Here is an 18,499-nt window from a genome sequence, read left to right on the forward strand (position 1 = left end):
TCCACCGCGAGAGGGGTTAGGCGAACAGCCAGTGGCCGAGCAGGCGATCGAACGGGAAGGTGAAGAACCCGGCGATCAGCAGCGCGCCGATGATAAGGCCGCGCACCGTGCGGCGATGGCGTGCCAAGTCATGGCGGCGCGCGTTGACGACCAGCATCGGCACCAGCACGATCGTCGCTATCGACAGGATGTGGATCGGGCTGAAGTGGCCAGGGTTGCTGGTGGTCACGAACAGGCTGTCCACCGCCGTCAGGAACATCGCCGCGCTCCAGACGTAGCCGAGCTGGCGATGGCCCGGCGTCCCGCGCGGGCGCCACAGCAGCACCGGGGTAAGCCCGAGGGCCAGCAGGATCGTCGCCAGGTGCAGCCAGATCGCGCCGGGGATCTTCGGCCAATCGGCCATGCCCTTGAACAGCGCCGCGAGAACCACGCCCAGCATGACCAGTGCCAAGGCGCCGAGCGCCCGTTCCAGCCGGTCGGGCACGGTCGAATAGGAGGCGGCAGCGGTCATCGGAAACCCGCTCCGTCCGGCCACGCAGGTGCGGCCAGACCCATGACCTTGAACAATTCGCCCATCTGTTCCTCATCGACCAGTCGATCCCTGGCGCCGAGTATTGCAGAAGATTGCTGCGGCGCAACAGCCGCCAGCTGGGCCGCGCGCATGTCGATGCCGAGCGCGCGCAGGAAGGCCCCTTGCGTCACCGTGCCCAGGTGGCGTGCCCCGCCGGCCAGCGCCACTTGTGCCATCGCCGCGAAATCGACGAGGCACGTGAGGTCCGCCTCGCCCGGCAGCGCGAAGGGGTCCACCTTGGCGTGGTCCTTGAGGGCCTGCAGCGTCGAGCCGGTGCGCGGTTCGGCATAGCCGTAGTCGATCAGCAGCGCCGCACCGCCCTGCCCCGCCAGCCGCCGTGCGATCTCGTCCGTTACCGTAGCCGCACCGGGGCAGGTCTCGACCAGGGTCTGCTCGGGACTGTCCTTGAGGTGTTCGGGAAGGGCCGCGTCCATCGGCTTGTCACCGGCGACGGGCAGGAACCGCGCCTTGCCGTCAGCACCGGCGGCCTGCCAGTCGACCATCCGCTCGCGCCAGCCCTGCGGCGTCCTGACCAGCTGGCGCACGGGCAGCGCGTCGAGGAATTCGTTGGCGACCAGCAGGATCGGCGCATCATCGGGCAGGGTGGCGAGGTCGTCGTGCCACTGCGCCTGGGGAACGGCCTCGCGCTGGAGGGCACGCAGCGCCTCGGAACCCTCGACGAAGTGGACCTGCGGCTCCAGCCCCTGCCGCTTCATCGCCCGCAGCGCATCGCGCGCCAGCGTCCCGCGGCCGGGGCCCAGCTCGACGTAGTGGACCGGCCCAGGTGTTCCCGCCCTGGTCCAGATATCGACCATCCACAGCCCGACCAGTTCGCCGAACATCTGGCTGATCTCGGGCGCGGTGATGAAATCGCCGCCGCTGCCGAGGGGGTCCTTGCCTGCGTAGTAACGGGCATTCGATTCGCCCATGTAGTGCTGCAGCGTGATCGGCCCGAACGCGGCGATCAGGCGCTGGAAGATGGCGGTCAGCGATTCGGTTTCGGGCATGGGTGCCGGTTCCACGTCTGGGGTGCTCCCTCTGATCCTCGGTTTCGTCATCGCTCGACACCCTCGTCATTCCCGCAAAGGCGCGAACCCATCTCCCGACGCTTGGTGCTGTACGAGCATCAGTCGGGTCCCCGCCTGCGCGGCGATGACGAACAAGGGGACGCGAATGTGCGTGCGGATGCGGGAGCGGACCCCGTTCAGGTGATCTCGATCGGCCGGCGCGTCGACTGGGCCGGGCGCGCCAGTGCGCGGGCTACCAGGAACAGGCCGAGCAGGATCAGCGGGATCGTCAGCCACTGGCCCATCGACAGGCCGGTCGCCTGCGCGAAGTGCTGGAGCTGGGCATCGGGCTCGCGGAAGAACTCCACGATGAAGCGCGCCGCGGCGATGCCGGCGGTGAACACGCCCACCAGCAGTCCGGGACGGAACCGCGCCCGGGTCTTCCAGTAGAGCGTGAGCATGACGACGATCATCACCAGACCTTCGAGCGCGGCTTCGTACAGCTGGCTGGGATGGCGCGGCAGCGGGCCGGCGTCGGGGAAGACCATCGCCCAGGGCAGGTTCGGGCTGGTGACCACGCGGCCCCACAGCTCGCCGTTGACGAAGTTGGCGAGGCGACCGAACAGCATCCCGAAAGGCACGCAGACCGAGATGTAGTCCGCCACCCGCAGGAAGTTCAGCTTGTTGCGCCACGATACCCACGCCATCGCCAGCAGCACGCCGATGAGGCCGCCGTGGAAGCTCATGCCGCCGTGCCACAGCTTCACCAGCTCGGACGGATGAGCCCAGAGGCTGGGAATGTCGGAGCTGCCGCCGGTGTAGAACGTGGCGTAGCCCAGTCGCCCGCCCAGGATGATGCCCAGGGTGCAATAGAAGAACAGGTCGTCGGCATGGCGCTGCGCCAGCGGCGCGCCGGGCGCCTTTATCATGCGCGACAGGTGCCAGTAGCCCAGCACGATGCCCGCCAGGTACGCCAGCGAATACCAGCGCAGCTCAAAGCTGCCGAGTCGGAACAGGTAATTCTTGAGACCCAGGTTCACCCAGTAGATGGGCTCGGGCGCCTCGGCGGCGGCTGCGGCAAGCAGTGTCAGGGACAAGTGTGGACCTCGCGTGCTTCATGTCCGGGCGGCCCTGTCCGGGCGTTTCCCGGAGGCCGTCGATGTGGCCGGCCTTCTGGCATAGCCCGGTACGCGATGGTAGCCGGCAATTCATATCTGCGTGGCATAATCGCCATCGGGCCGCCGATCGTGTCCCCCGTGGCTTTTCCTTAGGCGCGGCAGCGACTAGATGCACAAGGCATGAGCAGCGTGATCCGTATTCCCTCCCCCCGTTCCGTCATCGACCGGCGCGACCTCGTCGAGCGCATCGAGGCGGTCGTAGCCGGACAGGGCGCCACCAAGGGCCGCAAGGCGATCGTCGAACTGCTGCGCACCGCGCTCGAGACCGGCCGCGCCGAGATCGCCCGGCGCCTGATCGAGAAGCCCTCGGCCGGCCACGAAGTGGCGGAGGCGCAGGCGTTCCTCGTCGACCAGCTGGTGCGCGTGATCCACGATCACATCTGCACCAACGTCTACCCGGCCGGCAACCGGTCGAAGGGCGAGCGGCTGACGATCATGGCGGTCGGCGGCTACGGCCGCGGCGAGATGGCGCCGCATTCGGACGTAGACATCGCTTTCCTCACCCCGATCAAGCAGACGCCTTGGTGCGAGCAGGTGATCGAGGCGATGCTCTACTTCATGTGGGACCTGGCGCTGAAGGTCGGCCATTCGAGCCGCTCGCTCGACGACATGGTGCGCATGTCCAAGTCCGACCTGACGATCCGCACCGCGATGCTCGAAGGCCGCTACGTCTGGGGCGACCAGGACCTTTACGAGGAAGCGCGAACCCGCTTCTTCAAGGACGTGGTCTCGGGCACCGAGCGCCAGTTCGTGGTGGAAAAGCTGGCCGAGCGCGAGGAACGCCACAAGCGCATGGGCGACAGCCGCTACGTCGTCGAGCCCAATATCAAGGAGGGCAAGGGCGGCCTGCGCGACCTGCACACTCTCTACTGGATCGGCAAGTACATCCACAAGGTCCGCGACTCGTCCGAACTGGTCGACGTAGGCCTGCTCACCAGCAAGGAATACCGCGCTTTCCGCCGCGCCGAGAGCTTCTTCTGGGCGGTACGCTGCCACCTGCACACCATCACCCGCCGCGCCGAGGACCGCCTCACCTTCGACATGCAACGCGAAGTGGCGGCGCGCATGAACTTCTCCGACCGCCCCGGCAAGAGCGCGGTCGAGCGGTTCATGCAGATGTTCTTCCTGCAGGCCAAGGTCGTGGGCAACCTCACCGGGGTGTTCCTTGCCCAGCTCGACGAGCAGTTCGCCAAGCGCCAGCCGCGCGGGCTGCTGGCCGGTTTCCGCGCCAAGGAGCGCATGCTCAAGGGCTACAAGGTCTTCGGCGGCCGCCTCAAGGCGCCGTCGGACGACTGGTTCGCCGCCGACCCCGTGCGGATGATCGAAATCTTCGTCCTCGCCGACCGCGAACACCTCGAGATCCACCCCGAGACCATGCGCCTGATCTCGCGCGATGCCGTGCTGATCCGTGACGAGGTGCGCCGCGACAAGCGGGCCAACGAGCTGTTCATGGAACTGCTCACCAGCCGCAACAACCCCGAAGTCGCGCTGCGCAGCTTCAACGAAGCGGGCGTCTTCGGCCGCTTCGTTACCGAGTTCGGCCGCGTCAACGCGCAGATGCAGTTCGACATGTACCACCACTACACGGTGGACGAGCACACCATCCGCGCCATCGGCCTGCTCTCGCGCATCGAGAAGGGCGAGCTGCGCGAAGACCACCCGCTCGCGCACGAGGTGATCCACAAGCTGCGCTCGCGTCGGGCGCTCTACGTCGCGACGCTGCTCCACGACATCGCCAAGGGCCGGCAGGGCGACCATTCGGTGCTCGGCGCGGAAGTCGCGCTCAAGCTCTGCCCGCGCTTCGGGCTGGACGAGGAGGAGACCGAACTGGTGGCCTGGCTGGTGCGCCAGCATCTCCTGCTCTCGGCGACGGCGATGAAGCGGGACCTGTCGGACGGCAAGACCATCGCCGACTTTTGCGAGATCGTGCAATCGGTCGATCGCCTGCGCCAGCTCACGGTGCTCACCATCGTCGACATCCGCGCGGTGGGGCCGGGCACGTGGAATTCGTGGAAGCGCCAGCTCATCGCCACGCTCTACGGCGCCACCGAGGAGCGCCTGCGGCTGGGCCATGCCGAGTTCGGCCGTTCCAACCGCGTCGCGGCGAAGAAGGCGGCGGTCGCGGCGCTCGGCGGACGCTACCCGGCGCTGATCGAGAAGATCGGCGGCATGCTGGGCGACGCCTACTGGATCGCCGAGCCCGAGGACGTCATCGCCAAGAATCTGGTCGAACTCGACACGGCAGAGGAACAGCCGCTCTCGATCTTCACCGAGTACTATCCCGCACGCGGCGCGACGCTGGTGACGGTGATCGCGTCCGACCACCCCGGCCTGTTCTATCGCATCGCAGGGGGTATCCACCTGGCCGGCGGCAACATCATCGACGCACGCATCCACACCACCCGGACCGGGCGCGCGGTCGACAACTTCCTGATCCAGGACCCGCTGGAACGCCCGTTCATGGAGGCGAGCCAGCTCGAGCGGCTGAGCACCTCGATCGAGAACGCCCTGGCCAACCGCATCAAGATCCTGCCCCAGCTCGTCGCCAAGCCCGATGCCCGGCCCCGGTCCGATGCCTTCGAGGTCCGCCCGCGCGTGCTGTTCGACAACAAGGCCTCGAACCGCTTCACCGTGGTCGAAGTCAATTCGCGCGACCGGCCGGCGCTGCTCAACCGGCTGGCCCATGCGCTGTTCGAATCCAAGCTGATGGTCCATTCCGCCCACATCGCGACCTATGGCGAGCGGGCCGCGGACACTTTCTACGTCACCGACCTGCTGGGCGAGAAACTGACCGCGACCCCGCGCCTCAAGGCGCTGGAACGCCGCCTGCTCGAAGCTGCCAGCGAGCCCACGGCCGAAGTGGTGGCGGCTTGAAAAACTTCTCTGTCCCGCAGGGACGGGGAGGCCCTTCGTCACGTCGCAAGTAGGAGTTGAAACCGACCGCGTCCGCCCCCAACTGTTGCACTGCACAATCCAGGCAACATCGGCACAAGGTTCTCTCGTGACGCGCCAGACTCCCGACTCCAATCTCCATCCGCAAGACGTGCTCGTGCTCCAGGGCGGCGGTGCCCTCGGCGCCTACCAGGCGGGAGTCTACGAAGCTCTGGCCCGGCAGGATGCCCTGCCCGACTGGGTCGCCGGCATCTCGATCGGCGCGGTCAATGCCGCGATCATCGCCGGCAACGCGCCGCAGGACCGGGTCGCGGCCCTGCGCACGTTCTGGCACCGCATCTCGTCCGAACTCCAGTACCGTATCGACGAGCGCATCGGCTTCGCCCGCCGCGCCTTCAACGAGGGTGCCGCGCAATGGGCCGCGACGTTCGGCGTGCCCGGCTTCTTCACCCCGCGCTTTCCCACGCCATTCCCCGAATGGCCCGCCGACCTTGCCCGCCTGAGCTACTACGACACCGCGCCCTTGCGCACGACGCTGCTCGAACTGGTCGACTTCGACCGCCTCAACGCCGCGGAGATGCGTTTCAGCGTGGGCGCGGTCAACATGCTCAACGGCAACTTCGCCTACTTCGACAATACCGAGCGCACCATCGGTCCCGAGCACATCATGGCCAGCGGCGCCCTGCCGCCCGGCTTTCCTCCGGTGGAGATCGAGGGCGAATGGTACTGGGACGGCGGCCTCGTTTCCAACACCCCGCTGCAATACGTGCTCGACAACCGCCCTTCGTCCGAGATGACGATCTACCAGGTGGACCTGTTCTCCTCGCGCGGGGTCGTGCCGCGCACGATGGCCGACGTCGCCCAGCGCGAGAAGGACATCCGCTTCTCCAGCCGCACGCGGCTTGGCACCGACCAGTCCAAGCAACTCCAGAAGATGTGCGCCGCCGCCAAGCGCCTGGCCCGCAAGCTGCCGGACGAGTTCCAGGACGACCCGGACCTCGCCCGGCTGCTCAACTGCCGCCCTGCCGGCGCCGTCGCGGTGATGCACCTCATCAACCGGCCCGAGGACTACGAGAGCAATTCAAAGGATTACGAGTTTTCGCGCATGACGGTGGAGGAACACTGGTCCACCGGCCTTGCCGATGCCTCCTATTCGCTTGCCCATCCGGACTGGATCGGGCGCAGACTCAAGCCCGACGAGATCGTCACGTTCGATCTGGCCGGCGCCAACCCGGAACAGCCCCTCGACGCATGATTGGAGCAAATGCATGAAACTTCAGGACAAGGTCTGCATCGTCACCGGCGCCGCCAGCGGCATCGGCAAGGCCATCGCCGATACGTACGCGGCCGAAGGTGCCAGGGTGGTGATCGCCGACCTCAACCTCGAAGCCGCCCAGAAGGCAGCCGACGACATCGCCGCGACCGGCGGAACCGCCATGGCCGTGGCGATGGACGTGACCAGCGAGGAGCAGGTCAACGCAGGCGTCGCGCAAGTGGTCGCGGCCTGGGGCACGGTCGACGTGCTCGTCTCCAACGCCGGCATCCAGATCGTCAACCCGGTCGAGAATTTCGCCTATGCCGACTGGAAGAAGATGCTGGCGATCCACCTCGACGGCGCCTTCCTCACATCCAAGGCGGTGCTGCCGCACATGTATGCCCAAGGCTCGGGCACGGTGCTGTTCATGGGCTCGGTCCATTCCAAGGAAGCGAGCCCGCTCAAGAGCGCCTACGTCACCGCCAAGCACGGGCTGCTGGGCCTGAGTCGCGTGATCGCCAAGGAAGGCGGCAAGAAGGGCGTGCGGACCAACGTGATCTGCCCCGGCTTCGTGCGCACGCCCTTGGTCGACAAGCAGATTCCCGAGCAGGCCAAGGAACTGGGCATCTCGGAGGACGAGGTGGTCAAGAAGGTCATGCTCGGCCAGACGGTGGACGGCGAATTCACCACCGTCGAGGACATCGCGGCCGTGGCGCTGTTCTTCGCCAGCTTCCCCACCAATGCGCTCACCGGCCAGTCGCTGGTTGCGAGCCACGGCTGGTTCATGGAGTAAAAAGCGATCCTCCCCGTCCCCGCAGGGGATGGGGAGGATTTGACGCCTCAACCCAGCAGCACTTCCGCGATCTGCACCGCGTTCAGTGCCGCACCCTTGCGCAGGTTGTCGTTCGACAGGAACAGCGCCAGGCCATGCTCGACGGTGGGATCGCGGCGCACGCGGCCTACGAACACGGGGTCCTTGCCGGTCGCCTCCAGCGGGTTGGGCACTTCGGTAACGACCACGCCCGGCGCCACGCCCAGCAATTCCAGCGCCCGCTCGACGCTGATCGGGCCATCGAACTCGGCATTGATCGACAGCGAGTGGCCGGTGAACACCGGCACCCGCACGCAGGTCCCCGAAACCGGCAGGCCGGGAATGCCGAGGATCTTGCGGCTTTCGTCGCGCAGCTTGATCTCTTCCTCGGTGTAGCCGTCCTCGGCATAGACGTAGTTGAGCGGCACGACGTTGTTGGCGATCGGCACCGCCCACTTCTCGGCGGCGGGAAGCAGGGCCACGGCATCGCCGGCGGCGAGCTCGCGCGACTTGCCGCCGACGTGGTCGATCTGCCCGGCCAGCACCTCGATGCCTTCCAGGCCTCCGCCCGACACCGCCTGGTAGGTCGAGACTACCAGCTTCTTGAGCCCTGCCTCGTCGTGCAGCGGGCGCAGCACCGGCATCGCCGCCATGGTGGTGCAGTTGGGGTTGGCGATGATGCCCTTGGGCAGCACGGCCAGCGCCTGCGGGTTCACTTCGGCGACCACTAGCGGCACCTCCGGGTCCGAGCGCCAGGCCGAGGAATTGTCGATGACGATGGCCCCGGCCGCCGCTGCCTTGGGCGCCAGTTCCTTCGAGGTCGAGCCACCGGCCGAGAACAGCACCACGTCCAGCCCTGCGAAATCGGCGGTTGCCGCGTCTTCAACGACCACGCCGTCCAGCTCCTTGCCGGCCGAGCGGGCCGAGGCGAACAGGCGCAGCGAGGCGATCGGGAAATTGCGCTCGGCGAGAATCTCGCGGATCATCGAACCGACGAGACCGGTGGCGCCGACGATGCCGACGTTGAGCTTCTGACCTGCTGCGAACTTCTGAACCATGACTAAGCGTCTCCTATCGTAGGGAGCAGCGCGAGGTTCTGTGTTTTCGTCGTGAAAAGCCCCGCCTGCCGTATGCGGGGTCGATGTCCGGGGGGTGCTTCAGATCACGCACACCACCGACACCGACCGCGCGATGGCAGTCGGTTTCGGGGTGGTAATAATGATCGGCTTGGCGAACATGGACGCGCCACTAGCTGCAAGCGGGGCCGGTGTAAACAGGCATTTTGTTGCGCACCCGTCGTCGGCTTCAGACTGCCGCCAACCGCGCCAGCGCCGCCTCGCGCCCGATCAGCGGGAGCAGCGCGGCCATGTCCGGCCCGTGCTCCATGCCGGTCAGCGCCTGGCGCAGCGGCAGGAACAGCGCCTTGCCCTTGCGCCCGGTGGCTTCCTTGAGAGCGCCGGTCAGCGCCTTCCAGATGCCCTCGTCCCATTCGAGCGAGGCCAGCACTTGCGCGCCCTGGAGGCAGAACGCCCGGTCCTCGTCGGCCAGAGACGGCGCCGCGATCGGGCCGGTTACGACCTGCCACCAGTCCTGGACCTCGGCCAACCGGGCAAGGTTGGGCCGCACTGCTTCCCAGGCCGCCTCGTCCATCCCTTCGGGCAGGCGATCGCGCACGGCGTCGTAGGCAAGCGCATGGACTACCGCCGCGTTGACCCGCTCCAGTTCCGCCTCGTCGAAGCGCGCAGGCGCCCGGCCGAAGCGCGACAGGTCGAAGTGCGCCGCCAGTCCGGCAAGGCCCAGCGCCGGGTCGACCGGATCACTGGTTCCCAACCGCCCGAGCAACGCCACCAGTGCCTGCGGTTCGATCCCCGCCTCCCGGAAATGCGCGATGCCGAGCGAACCCAACCGCTTCGACAGCTTGCCCTCGGTCCCCACCAGCAGTGCTTCGTGGGCAAAGGCCGGCAGGGCCGCGCCGAGCGCGGTGAACATCTGCACCTGGGTCGCGGTGTTGGAAACGTGATCCTCGCCGCGCAGGATCTGCGTCACGCCCATGGCGACGTCGTCGATCACCGAGGGCAGCATGTAGAGCCACGACCCGTCGGCGCGGCGCACCACCGGATCGCTCATCTGGCTCGCGTCGAATTTCTGGGCCCCGCGAATGCCGTCGACCCATTCGATCGGCTCGTCGCGGTCGAGCATAAAACGCCAGTGCGGCAGGTCGCCGGCCGCGATCCTGGCGGCCTTCTCCGCATCGTCCAGCGCCAGCGCCGCGCGGTCGTAGATCGGCGGCAACCCGCGCCCGAGCAGGACCTTGCGCTTGAGATCGAGTTCCTGGGGCGTTTCCCAGCACGGATAGACCCGGCCCTCGCCCTTCAGCCGCGCGAAGGCCTCCTCGTAGAGGGCAAAGCGCGCGGACTGGCGTTCCTCGCCATCGGCGTGAAGGCCCAGCCATGCCAGATCGGCGCGGATCGCCTCGACGTATTCCTCGCGCGAGCGCGCCGCGTCGGTATCGTCGATCCGCAGCAGGAAGCGGCCTCCCGCCTGTCTGGCCAGCAGGAAGTTGTGCAGGGCGGCACGGATATTGCCGACATGGAGGTGGCCGGTGGGCGACGGCGCAAAGCGGGTTACGGTCATGGCCTGCGCGTTACGACCGCCCTCGCGACAGGTCAAACCCGGCCGGGTCGCCGCGCGAACGCCGCCTTCGCCGCCAGCGCCGCGAATCCTGCCAGCAATCCCCAGAAGGCCGACCCCACCCCAATCAGGCTCACCCCGGAGGCCGTCGCCGCGAACGTGAGGATCGCGGCATCGCGCTCGCTCTTCTCGACCAGCATCGCCTCCACCGCGCCGGTGAGCGGAGCGATCAGGGCAACCCCGGTCAGGGCCGCGATCGCGGCATGCGGCATGGCCAGGAAGAACTGCACCAGCACGCCCGAAAACAGCGCCAGCACGAGGTAGAGGCCCGCGTAGATCACACCCACGATCCAGCGGCCGGCCGCATCGGGATGGGCATCCGAGCCGGTGCAGATCGCCGCCGTGATCGCCGCCAGGTTGATCCCGTGTGCGCCGAACGGAGCCAGCGCCAGCGTCGCGAGGCCAGTACCCAGGAGCAAGGGCCGGGGCCGGGGCGCATAGCCTGCCGAGCGCAGGACCACGAGACCCGGCAGGTTCTGCGATACGAGCGTGACGAGGAACAGTGGCATTCCCACGCTGACGACCGCGCGCCAGTCCAGCCTTGGCGCCACCGGCTCCAGCCCGCCCGTCAGCGGCCCGGCACCCAGTCCCGCAACGTCGCCGCGAGCCACCAGAACCGCAACTCCTGCCACCAGCACAAGCAGCAGCGCGTAGAGCGGCACCCGCTGACGCGCGACCACGAAGACCGCCAGCAGCACGCAGACCAGCAGGGCATCGCTCTCCAGCGTGCGGAACAGTTGCAGGCAGAACGGCAACAGCACGCCGGCCAGCATCGCCGAGGCGACCGAGGCCGGTATCCGCTCCGCCAGCCGCCCGAGCGCGGGCACCAGCGCCAGCACGCACATGAACCCGGCGGACGCAAGGAAGGCCCCGACCGCGACCGGCCAGGGGACCGTCCCAGTACTGGCGGCCAGCAGCGCCGCGCCCGGCGTCGACCATGCCAGCACCACCGGCATGCGCATCCAGACCGAGAGCACCGCGCCTGCCAGTGCGATCCCCAGGCACAGCGCCGTCACCGCCGATCCCACCTGCACCGCATCCGCGCCCATGGCCTGCATCGCGCGCACGACCAGCGCGACGGTCCCTCCGAAACCGACCAGCGCGGCGATCAGGGCGGACGTCCAGGAAGCGAGCGGAGGCAGGCGTGAAAGCATGGTCCGTCCGCTATGGCAGTTTGTCCCCCAAGGGAAGATTCGGGCTTGTTGCGAGTGACATCCCCGAGGCAAACCGCTAAAGGCCTCTGCCGTGGGGACGATCAGGCACTTCTTCAGGGACCGCCCGGCACTGGCTGCGCTGCTGCTCGCGGCGGCCCTGTGCCTAAAAGCCCTGGTGCCTGCCGGATACATGCCGGCTGCGCCCGATACCGGCCTGATCGTCGCGCTCTGCTCGGGCACGATGCCCGCGGGCGCCACCGTCACGATCGCGATCCCGAAGAAGGGCAGTCACCAGGACCACGGCACCACCACGGCCGACCACCCCTGCGCTTTCGCTCCGCTCGGCGCCGCCATCACCGGCACGGACCTCGTCCCGCTCGTCCTTGCTGCCCTGGCCTTCGTCTTCGTCGCCGCGATCGTGCGCCGGCCCCTCGTGTTGCGCTCCCTCGCCGCGCGCATTCGCCCGCCCAGCCAGGCCCCGCCCCGCTTCACCTGACGCCATAGCCACGTCGCGCGGCCGCGTCGGCCGCCCGGCCGACATGCATGCTCCGCGCCGCGCTTGCGATGGCGCGCGGCCGTTCAGGTGAATCCCCTCATGTTCCGTACTTTGCCCAAGCTGGCGCTCGCGCTGGGCGTCGCCCCGCTGGCTTTCGCGCCGTTCTTCGCCCATGCCGCGGAAGCGGACGAAGCCCCCGCCGATACCATCCTCGTCGTCGGCCAGAACGACAAGGCCATCAGCCTGGAGGCGCGCGGCCTTTCCGTCAGCCTCGGCGACGAGCAGTTTGCGGGCGTCAATGCCCGCAACGTCGAGGACCTCATGAAGTATGCGCCCGATTTCTTCGTGCGCACCCGCTACGCCGGCGATTCGAACGGCGTCCCCGGCTTTCGCGGCACCCATTCGACCCAGAGCGCGCGCACGCTGGTGATGGTGGACGGGTTCACGGTTTCGAACTTCCTCGGCAATTCCTTTGCCTATGCCCCCAAGTGGGGCGTCGTCGGCCCCGGCGAGGTCGAGCAGTTCGACGTCGTCTACGGCCCCTACTCGGCGCGCTATGCGGGCAATTCGATGGGCGGCGTGGTCAACATCACCACCCGCTCGCCCGAGCGGACCGAGGCTTTCGCCACCGTGCAGACCATGGCCCAGCCCTACGACCAGTACGGCACCCACGATACCTACTGGGGCTATTCCGCCGAGGCCGGTTTCGGTTTCCGCCAGAAGGACGGACCCTGGTCGCTGCGGCTCTCAGGCCGCCACTTCCGCAACACCGGCCATCCGCAAATGTTCTACGGGCTGACGCCCTCCACAAGCGGTGCGCAGGCAACGCCTGTGACCGGCTCGATCGTCGATCCCGGACAGGCCATCGCCGGCGCGCCCGGCACCACGACCAACCCGATCTTCGCGGCGCAAAGCCCGGCGCGGATCACCCAGGACCAGGCCAAGCTGCGCATCGGCTACGACGGCGACGCCAATGGCCTGGGCGGCGTCACCGGCGAAATCCTGCTGGCGTACTGGCACAACCTGGACAGCCAGACCGCGCCCGACTGCTATTTGCGCGATGCGAGCGGCAGCGCGAAGTGCGACGACCTCGTCTCGATCGGCGGACAGAAGTACACCGCCAGCGGCGCCAACTGGTCCCGCACCATCCGCGACGAGCTGCTGGCAGGCCTCAAGGTCGCCGCCGACCTTTCCGATGCGGTGACGGTGCAGGCCAACCTGTCGACCTACCAGATCCTGCGCTCGGACGGCTTCACCTCCGGCACCTTTACCGCCGGAGCCGCGAACGGCGCCGGCAGGCTCGCGCGGCAGGGCCCCACCGGCTGGTGGTCGGGCGAACTTGCACTGACCGCACGCCTGGGCGGCATGGAACTTGCGGGTGGCGGCAGCGCCAACCTCTACAGGACCGACGTCACCAACTACACCCTCGCCAACTGGCGCAGCGACCATGGCAAGGCGTTCTCCACGCGCACCTTCGGCAAGACCCGCAACCTCGCCGCCTGGGCCGAACTGCGGGTCCCGTTCGATCCCGTCACACTGACGCTCGGCGCCCGCTACGAGGACTGGCGCGCCTTCGACGGCGGCCTCACCCGGCTCGGCACCGGGACGCTCGCGGGCCAGCAACTGACGGGCCTCTACGCCAGCCGCCACGCCACCGGCTTCCAGCCCAAGGCCGCGCTGGAATGGGCCCTCGATCCCGACACCCGCGTGCAGCTCAGCCTTGCCAAGGCGACCCGCTTCCCGACCGTCGGCGAGTTGTTCCAGGGCAGCCTCAACGGTGACGGGACCTTCAGCCAGGACAGCTTCGACCCCGGCCTCAAGCCCGAACGCTCGACCGACGCGAACCTGCTGGTCGCACATGACTTCGGCCCGGTGAAGCTCACCGCCTCGGGCTTCTGGCAGCGGGTGAAGAACACGATCTTCTCCTTCACCGGCTTCAACCAGAACGGCGTGACGACCTCCACCTACAAGAACATCGACCTGACCCGGCAATACGGCCTGGAACTGATCGCCGAGGCTCATGACGTGCTGCTCCCGGGCCTGGACGTCGACGCCAACGCGGCTTGGATCGATTCCGTCACCTTGCGCAACGACGCCGCCCCGGCCGCCGAGGGCGTGCAGTTCCCCCGCATCCCGCGCTGGCGCCTCAACGGCAATGTCCGCTACCGCGTCGCCGAGTCGGTGCTGGTCTCGATCGGCGTGCGCTACGCCAGCCGCCCCAACACCGACCTGCTGGGCCTCCAGCGCGGCGACACTTACGGCTACACGTCCGAACTCTTCGCCCTCGACGCGAGGGTAAGCTGGGAGGTGACCGACCAGTTGAAGGTCAGCGCCGGGGTCGACAACATCACCAACGACCGTGCCTGGGTCTACCACCCCTACCCCCAGCGCAGTTTCCTGCTCGAAGCGGGGTGGAAGCTGTGAGCGGCGCCGCACCCGATCCGGTCATGCGTGCCGAACGCTGGTATCGCGCGGTCTGGCGCTGGCACTTCTATGCCGGGCTGTTCTGCGTTCCTTTCGTGCTGTGGCTGTCGGTCACGGGCGGGCTCTACCTGTTCAAGCCACAGATCGAGGGCGCACTCTACGCCCCCTACCGCGACGTGGCGAATGGCCCCGTACTCCCGCCTGCCGCAATCGCCGCCCGGGCCGTGGCGGCGGTCCCCGGATCGGTGCTCCACAAGTACGTCCTCCCCGAAAGCCCTGCTGACTCCGTCCAGGTCCTCGTCGGCCAGGGAAGCGAGGAGGTGCGCGTCTGGGTCCACCCGCAGACCGGCGCCGTGTTGTACCAGGTGCCAGAGGAGGACCGCCTGATGCGCGTGGTCTTCCGCCTCCACGGCGAACTTCTGGCCGGCGCCACGGGCTCCGCGCTGGTCGAAACGGCGGCTTGCTGGACCATCGTCATGCTGCTGACGGGGCTGTTCCTGTGGTGGCCGCGTGGCGCAGGGCGTCTCGCCGGCGTGCTCTACCCGCGCATCGGACGAGGTCGCGCCGCGTTCTGGCGCGATATCCACGCGGTCACCGGGCTGTGGATTTCGCTGGGCGCGCTGTTCCTGATCGCCTCGGGGCTGCCCTGGGCCAATGCCTGGGGCGACTATTTCCGCGAGGTCCGCGCGATCACCGGCACCGCCGCGGGTCGCCAGGACTGGTCCGCCGGCTCCGCTGCCGAAGCGGCCACGCGAGCCCGTGCCGATGCCGGAATGCGCGCCATGATGTCCGAGCACGCCGAGCACGACGGAATGCCGATGGACCACATGGCTCCTGCCGCCTCGTCCCTCGATGCCGTCGTCGCCAGCGCCGGGGCGCTGCATTTCGCCGCCCCGGTCGAAGTCAGTCCGCCTGCCTCCGACGGCACCGCCTGGCAGGTCCGCAGCCAGACCGAGAACCGGCCCCGCCGCGACAGCGCCGAAATTGCCGGCGACGGCTCGCTCGTCGGCATGCAGCGCTTCGCCGACCGCCACTGGATCGACCGCGCGGTAGGCTACGGCGTCGCGGTCCACGAGGGCGCCTGGGCTGGCCTTGCCAACCAGTTCGTCAACCTCGCGGTGCTGCTCGGTCTGGTAATGATGTGCGTATCGAGCATCGTCCTGTGGTGGCGCCGACGCCCTGCCACGATGCTCGGCGCGCCTTTGGCCATGGGCCGCCTGCAGCACTCCTGGGGGCTGGTGGCGACCGTCGTCGCGCTGGCGCTGGCGATGCCACTGTTCGGCCTGTCGCTGGGAATGGCGCTCGTGCTGGAAACGGCGATCAAGCGCATGTCGCCGCGCATCCGCCAGTGGATGGGCTGGCGCGCTGCCATAGATTGATCGATCCGGGCTCCCGGATCGCCTGTCAGTCTATGGCCGGTACCAGCTTGGTACCTGCGACCTCCACGGTTCGCCCATGCAGCGGTGCCTCCTGAGGAACGGCGACGGCTTCCAGCTTGCCACGGGCGCTCAGGAAGGCACGCACCCGCCGCTCGGCCCAATGGTATGAATGGGCAAAGACGATACCGAACCCGATCGCGCCATAGAAGGCGACCCACGGCTTTGGACCATGACCCAGCCGGATAACCAGCGACCTGACCTGCGAGTGGCTGAGATACATGAACATCGACGAACCGGCGATCTCGGACACGACCGATTTCGCCATGACAGGAACCCTTATCGAGGTCCCGAAAAGCAGCATTGCCGAGCCGGCCAAGATATAACCGCTGGCCGAAGTGAACCCATGATGCACCAAAACGGCGATGCTCGCGATCACCATGGCCAGGACGCGGCTTTGCAGGTCACGCGCGCTGGCCATCAACATGCCGACGGCGACGGTCCACATATACCAGATGGGGGTACGGTGGTAGATGTAGTTCGTATCCCAGACCCGCTCGACCATCCAGCTTGAGACGGTCGCAACCACGATGAAGACGGTGCAGAAAATCATGGGCTTACGCCTGAGAAATTCACGTATCGGCAGGAATGAAAGCAAGATGGCCACTATGAGCAGCAACTGTATGTATATTTCCGCGAAATAGTAATATGCCACATGATATTGTCGAGGATCGAACCAGTTCGATATCAGCATCAACGGCTTCGGCTCGAGCGTCCTCGCCCAGAGCTGCATGGCAATCGTCACGAGCACCGTGGGGACGGCCACGCTGATGGCGGTCCCATACATCGCGCGGACGTCGCCGGTGCGGCTGATTTCCGGCCATTGAAAGCGCATGATGCTGTAGCCGCACAGCATGAACAGGAAATAGGCAGCGCCCCAGTTCTTGCTGTAGATAAACGTATCGAGATGCAGGGCGACTATGCAGATCATGAAGAATGCGCGCGTGAACATGGCGGTGTCCAGCTTGCGCCAGCCCCCCTCTCCGCCATTTGCCGCGCTTTTTTCCAGTTGCTCGATCGTCAGCGACTCCCATCCGTCGGGCAGGGCGCCAAAGCGCCCCTCGAAGCCGAGCGAAAACTGGATGTAGCTGAGCGAATCTCCTCCCATGCTTTCAAAGCTGTCGTCAGGGCGGATGCGCCGTCCGGGGAAGAATTCACGAAAGAAGCCCTGCACGTCGCAAGGCTCCGCCGCGACCGCGCGCTCCGCCACGGGGGCAAGGGCCGCGACTTTGCACTCCTCGATGAATTCGTCCGCCAGGAGGCGCCGCAGGGGCTTGCCCGTCGCCGTTCGCGGAATCGCCGCAACGACCCTGACGTGCAAGGCACCGCCCGCGGCTACGCCAAGCTCTTTCAGCGCTTCCGCAGAAGCGGCGTGAAGCCGATCGACGGCAATGCCGGGCGCCTCCGTCGCGACCAGGACGCCTTCGCCGCGAAGCGCGTCCGGCACCTTGGTCACGACGATCCTTCCGTTCTGCCCCAGCAACTGGCCGACGCGAGCCTCGAGCGCATCCGGGTTTATCTTGACGCCGCCCGTGTTGATGAGATCGTCTGCTCGGCCGTCGTAGTAGAGATAGCCATCTTCGACGTGGCCTAGGTCGCTGGTCTCCAACCAGCCATCGGGACCGCAAAGGTCCACCAGGGCATCGGCATCCACACGCCAGCGGGCGACGTGCGGCCCACGGATGCGGATACGTCCTGCCGCCGATATGGCCACCTCGGTCTCACCCACCGCCGCGCCGACCGATTCCAGGCGCTCGTCCGGGACGTCTGAAATCTGCAGGAACGTGCTGCGGGAGGCTTCCGTCAGTCCATAGTGCTGGACGATCCGGGCATTGGGAAAAAGTTCGCGAATCCGGCGCTTTTCCGGCCCGGTCATGTATTGCGAACCGATTTCGAGCCAGCGCAGCTTTTCGCCGGCGTCTCCGATGACGGTCGGGTTCTGCAACAAGATTCGCAGAAGCGTAGGCACCGCGGACAGGGCGTTGACCTCACCCGAGCTGAGCATTCGTGCAAGCTCGAGAGGATCGAAACCGCGCGGCGGCAGATAGGATCGACCGCCCACGGCACTCACCGCGCGTATACGACCAAAGCCGAAGCTATAGGTGACCGGCACGCCGACATACTCGCGAACCTCGGATGTCAGCCCCATCTGGTCGATGATCCGCTCCGCCGCATCCGCGAGATTGGCATAAGTCAGGACAATGCCCTTGGGCTTGCCCTCCGTCCCGGAAGTATAAGTGACCTGGGCCGGTAGATCGGAACGGATCAACGGGTGATTTTCGACAAACCAGCCACTACCTCCCTCGGGGACGACACAACGTTCGATGTCGAGGCCGGCCGACGCCTTCGCAAAAGACTCATCCGGAACGTTTACAAGCAAGTGCCGCGCTTCATTAAGTGCAAATACATTTTCTACATAAGACAGCGAATTCCGCATAACGATGGCTACGGATGTCAGCTTCTGATGTTGCACTATAGAGGCCCTATGCTGATCGCCCTTTGGACGATTTCAATGGATGCAGCGCGAATCGGGCATGGATACAAAGCGGGCCATGCAATTAGCTGAAGATTAATTCTGCTCATT

The 18,499-nt window shown here is 67.0% G+C and carries 13 protein-coding genes; 6 read left to right on the forward strand and 7 right to left on the reverse strand.

The window, feature by feature from the left end:
- Window positions 1-16: 16 nt before the first annotated feature.
- The 3 genes from ACFFDA_RS21315 to lgt form a co-directional block, all read right to left on the reverse strand.
- Window positions 17-511, reverse strand: a complete 495-nt coding sequence (locus ACFFDA_RS21315; protein WP_404479292.1) for a DUF2306 domain-containing protein — start codon at window positions 509-511, stop codon at window positions 17-19.
- A complete protein-coding gene (locus ACFFDA_RS21320; RefSeq protein ID WP_404479293.1) occupies window positions 508-1,578 on the reverse strand; it encodes a class I SAM-dependent methyltransferase in 1,071 nt (356 codons plus the stop codon). Before ACFFDA_RS21320 ends, ACFFDA_RS21315 begins: the two co-directional genes overlap by 4 nt.
- A gap of 197 nt (window positions 1,579-1,775) precedes the next feature.
- Complete coding sequence (lgt, locus tag ACFFDA_RS21325; RefSeq protein ID WP_404479294.1) at window positions 1,776-2,675, reverse strand: prolipoprotein diacylglyceryl transferase; 900 nt, start codon at window positions 2,673-2,675, stop codon at window positions 1,776-1,778.
- 201 nt (window positions 2,676-2,876) lie between these two features.
- On the opposite strand from lgt, the gene ACFFDA_RS21330 reads away from it, so the two are divergent.
- The 3 genes from ACFFDA_RS21330 (at window position 2,877) to ACFFDA_RS21340 (ending at window position 7,696) form a co-directional block, all read left to right on the forward strand.
- On the forward strand, window positions 2,877-5,630 hold the full coding sequence (locus ACFFDA_RS21330; protein WP_404479295.1) for a [protein-PII] uridylyltransferase: 2,754 nt from the start codon (window positions 2,877-2,879) through the stop codon (window positions 5,628-5,630).
- 127 nt (window positions 5,631-5,757) lie between these two features.
- Window positions 5,758-6,903, forward strand: a complete 1,146-nt coding sequence (locus ACFFDA_RS21335; protein WP_404479296.1) for a DUF3734 domain-containing protein — start codon at window positions 5,758-5,760, stop codon at window positions 6,901-6,903.
- Window positions 6,904-6,916: 13 nt separating this feature from the next.
- Window positions 6,917-7,696, forward strand: coding sequence for a 3-hydroxybutyrate dehydrogenase (locus ACFFDA_RS21340; RefSeq protein WP_404479297.1), 780 nt, complete (start codon window positions 6,917-6,919; stop codon window positions 7,694-7,696).
- Window positions 7,697-7,743: 47 nt separating this feature from the next.
- Here ACFFDA_RS21340 and ACFFDA_RS21345 read toward each other — a convergent pair whose 3' ends face one another.
- The 3 genes from ACFFDA_RS21345 to ACFFDA_RS21355 form a co-directional block, all read right to left on the reverse strand.
- Window positions 7,744-8,772 carry an aspartate-semialdehyde dehydrogenase gene (locus ACFFDA_RS21345; protein WP_404479298.1) on the reverse strand — a complete coding sequence of 343 codons (1,029 nt, stop codon included), beginning with the start codon at window positions 8,770-8,772 and terminating at the stop codon, window positions 7,744-7,746.
- Between the two features lie 247 nt (window positions 8,773-9,019).
- Entirely contained in the window at window positions 9,020-10,348 is a 1,329-nt protein-coding gene (locus tag ACFFDA_RS21350) for a glutamate--tRNA ligase (RefSeq protein ID WP_404479299.1), read from the reverse strand.
- A 32-nt stretch (window positions 10,349-10,380) separates the two neighbouring features.
- The gene (locus tag ACFFDA_RS21355) at window positions 10,381-11,559 is read right to left on the reverse strand and encodes a benzoate/H(+) symporter BenE family transporter (protein ID WP_404479300.1); all 1,179 of its coding nucleotides are present in this window, start codon (window positions 11,557-11,559) and stop codon (window positions 10,381-10,383) included.
- A gap of 91 nt (window positions 11,560-11,650) precedes the next feature.
- On the opposite strand from ACFFDA_RS21355, the gene ACFFDA_RS21360 reads away from it, so the two are divergent.
- From ACFFDA_RS21360 to ACFFDA_RS21370, 3 genes are all read left to right on the forward strand, one after another.
- The gene (locus tag ACFFDA_RS21360; RefSeq protein WP_404479301.1) at window positions 11,651-12,055 is read left to right on the forward strand and encodes a hypothetical protein; all 405 of its coding nucleotides are present in this window, start codon (window positions 11,651-11,653) and stop codon (window positions 12,053-12,055) included.
- 99 nt (window positions 12,056-12,154) lie between these two features.
- On the forward strand, window positions 12,155-14,479 hold the full coding sequence (locus ACFFDA_RS21365) for a TonB-dependent receptor (protein WP_404479302.1): 2,325 nt from the start codon (window positions 12,155-12,157) through the stop codon (window positions 14,477-14,479).
- Between the two features lie 23 nt (window positions 14,480-14,502).
- The gene (locus ACFFDA_RS21370) at window positions 14,503-15,858 is read left to right on the forward strand and encodes a PepSY-associated TM helix domain-containing protein (RefSeq protein WP_404482825.1); all 1,356 of its coding nucleotides are present in this window, start codon (window positions 14,503-14,505) and stop codon (window positions 15,856-15,858) included.
- 25 nt (window positions 15,859-15,883) lie between these two features.
- Here the strand turns inward: ACFFDA_RS21370 and ACFFDA_RS21375 are convergent, their stop codons facing one another.
- A complete protein-coding gene (locus ACFFDA_RS21375) occupies window positions 15,884-18,388 on the reverse strand; it encodes an AMP-binding protein (RefSeq protein WP_404479303.1) in 2,505 nt (834 codons plus the stop codon).
- Between the last annotated feature and the right edge of the window lie 111 nt (window positions 18,389-18,499).

It is taken from the genome of Novosphingobium sp. BL-52-GroH (assembly GCF_044813085.1).
GTDB lineage: Bacteria > Pseudomonadota > Alphaproteobacteria > Sphingomonadales > Sphingomonadaceae > Novosphingobium.

Excerpts from the sequence above, each read along its gene's own strand:
- ACFFDA_RS21370 (WP_404482825.1), top strand. The coding sequence starts at position 14,503 with ATGCGTGCCGAACGCTGGTATCGCGCGGTCTGGCGCTGGCACTTCTAT.
- ACFFDA_RS21355 (WP_404479300.1), bottom strand. The coding sequence starts at position 11,559 with ATGCTTTCACGCCTGCCTCCGCTCGCTTCCTGGACGTCCGCCCTGATC.
- ACFFDA_RS21330 (WP_404479295.1), top strand. The coding sequence starts at position 2,877 with ATGAGCAGCGTGATCCGTATTCCCTCCCCCCGTTCCGTCATCGACCGG.
- ACFFDA_RS21340 (WP_404479297.1), top strand. The coding sequence starts at position 6,917 with ATGAAACTTCAGGACAAGGTCTGCATCGTCACCGGCGCCGCCAGCGGC.
- ACFFDA_RS21345 (WP_404479298.1), bottom strand. The coding sequence starts at position 8,772 with ATGGTTCAGAAGTTCGCAGCAGGTCAGAAGCTCAACGTCGGCATCGTC.
- ACFFDA_RS21315 (WP_404479292.1), bottom strand. The coding sequence starts at position 511 with ATGACCGCTGCCGCCTCCTATTCGACCGTGCCCGACCGGCTGGAACGG.
- ACFFDA_RS21365 (WP_404479302.1), top strand. The coding sequence starts at position 12,155 with ATGTTCCGTACTTTGCCCAAGCTGGCGCTCGCGCTGGGCGTCGCCCCG.
- ACFFDA_RS21320 (WP_404479293.1), bottom strand. The coding sequence starts at position 1,578 with ATGCCCGAAACCGAATCGCTGACCGCCATCTTCCAGCGCCTGATCGCC.
- ACFFDA_RS21350 (WP_404479299.1), bottom strand. The coding sequence starts at position 10,348 with ATGACCGTAACCCGCTTTGCGCCGTCGCCCACCGGCCACCTCCATGTC.